Source organism: Kitasatospora sp. NPDC091257, from assembly GCF_044757675.1.
Lineage (GTDB): Bacteria > Actinomycetota > Actinomycetes > Streptomycetales > Streptomycetaceae > Kitasatospora > Kitasatospora lactacystinica.
Genome location: NZ_JBIVVI010001294.1, coordinates 1 through 2,436, shown reverse-complemented (window position 1 = coordinate 2,436; position 2,436 = coordinate 1). Strand labels below are relative to the sequence as shown.

1 protein-coding gene is annotated in these 2,436 nt (G+C 77.1%); it reads right to left on the bottom strand.

What is annotated here, in order from left to right; translation table 11 throughout:
• Positions 1–233: 233 nt before the first annotated feature.
• Positions 234–1,817, bottom strand: coding sequence for a hypothetical protein (locus tag ACIQOV_RS37475; protein ID WP_401055255.1), 1,584 nt, complete (start codon positions 1,815–1,817; stop codon positions 234–236).
• Between the last annotated feature and the right edge of the window lie 619 nt (positions 1,818–2,436).

Sequence of the window (2,436 nt, the reverse complement as noted above, 5' to 3'; positions counted from 1 at the left end):
CCCACGCGCCCCTCCCAGGTGCACTTCCGCCCGGTTGGCACGTGCCCCCCGGATGTGCGTGCGGTCTAATACACCACAGACTGCTGTCGCAGCGTCACCCTCCGGTAGCGATTGGTGCGGGGAATCTCGCGCGCCTCCCGGGAGGGGCCTCCGGCCTGCGAAGACGCCCCGCGGCCGACCCTTTTGGGGGCGCGTGCGGCGGTGCCGAGCGCCCTCCTGTGACACCCGGGACGTCAGAGGCGCACGGGTTTCTCAAGACGGACGTCGGCGGCGTCCAGCCAGGCGCGCAGCGGACCGTCCTGGCCCTGCTCGACGGCCTGGGCGACCGGACCGGCCAGGTCGGTGCGGCGCACCCCGCCGAGCAGCAGCACCGGGCCGTCCAGCCAGTCCAGGCCGGGGGCGCCGCCGGCGGTGTCCACGGCGGCGCAGCAGACCATCGCGGTGACGTGCTCGACCAGCAGGTCGCGGCCGCTGCGGTCGGGTTCGAGCAGCGGGGCCGGGGCGGTGGTGCGGGCCAGCTGGGCGGCGAGCGCGGCGGCCAGCAGCTCTCCGTCGCCCTCGGCGAGCCGGCCCAGCAGCCGGGTGAGGGTCGGGGCGCCGGGGCGGGACTGCGGGGCGAGCCGGTCCAGGGCGGTCTGCAGGGTGGCGGCGCCCGCCCGCCAGCCGGCGTCCACCACCTCGGCCGGGTAGTCGGCCCACTCCAGCTCGCGCCAGGCGCCGGCCGCCGGGCGGCCGAAGAACAGGTCGGCGGCGAGCCGGGAGACCGCCCGGTCGACGGTGCCGGGCTCCTCCAGCAGGTCGCAGGCGGGGCGGTCGCCGAGCCGGCTGCCGTAGCCGTCGGCCAGCCGGTCGCGGCGGGACAGCTCGGTGAGCGCGGCGACCACGCCGGCGTTGAGGTGGGCCGGGTGGCGGCCGAGCCGCCAGGCGGGCAGCGCGACCCTGGTGAGCAGCCGGTCCCAGCCCGCGTAGGCCAGGCCGACCTGCTCCTGGGCGGCGATCCGCAGTCCGTAGTCGACCGTCCTGGCCTGCTCGGAGGCCCAGCTCGCGACCGAGCGCTCCAGCTCGGCGGAGTGGCCCCGGCAGGCGCCGAGCAGGCGGCGCACGACCCTGCGGACGATCCGGTCGGCGAGCGCCGCCGGACCGCGCCGGGGCGGCCGGGGCGGGGCGGCCAGGGTGGCGCCGCCGAGACCGGGGGCCGCGCCGGCGCCGGAGTCCAGACAGGCGTCCAGGCTGCGCAGGAAGCGCCGGGCGGCGGCGATCTCCGGGTCGGCGGAGGCGGCGGTGCCGGCCACCACGGGGGCGAGCAGGGCGCGCAGTTCACCGGACCGCATCCACCACAGGAAGGGCGAGCCGATCACCAGGACGGGGGCGGGCGCCCCGGGGTCCGGCCGCGGCGGAGCCGTCCGCCGGCTCGGCGGGACGTCCTCCAGCCAGCTGTCGCAGTCCGGGGTGAGGGCCACGGCCGAGGGCGCGGGCACCTCCAGCCGATCCGCCAGCTCGCCGATCAGCCGGTACAGCTCGGGGGCCTCGGCGCGCTCCAGCGGGACGGCCGGGGTGCGCGGCGGGACGGTCCGGTGCAGGGCCCGGGCGGTCAGCCCGGCCACCGCGAGGGTCAGCGCGGCGACCGCGCAGACCGCCCAGCGGGCGGCGTCCCAGCCCGCGGCGTCGGCGGCCCCGGGCGCGCCGATCCGGCCGGTGAACCGGCCGGCGAGCAGGACCACCGCCACGGCGGCGGGCAGGGCGGCGGCGGCCCGGGCGAGGCCTCGGATCCGCAGCACCACCTGGGCGTGAGCGCGCGCGATGTCGATTGCGGCCATACGGTGCGGCACCCCCTTCGGAGCCCTCGGGCGCCCGGCTTCGGGCCCTGAGCCGACTCGAAACGATCAGTTCCGACCGGGAAGCGGAGGTGTCGGGCAACGCAAACTCCGGGCGACGAGTCACGGAGAAGCTAACAGGCAGCGCAAAGGGACAGTGTAGCCAATGGCGACACTGCTGTCCAGCTCTGATTCGGAGACCGAATCGGAGACTCCTCCCGGTAGCCGGCGAGCGCGGGCGCCCACCGGGTACTGCTCTAACTCACGTGGAGTCATTTCCCGCCGGAGCCACTGGTTATGCATCCAGTGGCGAACCAACCGGGCGGACTCGCGCCTTGAGAATCGCGCGCCGCGCCAGGTTCGTCAAGGGCCCGCCGGCGGCGCGGGCCTCGACCTGTCTATCGACCCGGAGCCCCCCGGCGTTACAGAAGCCGTGGTGGCGCCGCCCTCGACGACGGTGATCACCATACCCCCCGGCACCGACGGTGCCGAGTGGGCCGTCGGCCACGCCGGCGGGCCGTACCGGCCGGTCGGGGGAACGGGACCGGGGGCGGCCCCGGCGGGGCCCGGGCCCGGCCCGGAAACGCGAAAAAGCCGGGCCGACCACCCGCAAGGGTGATCG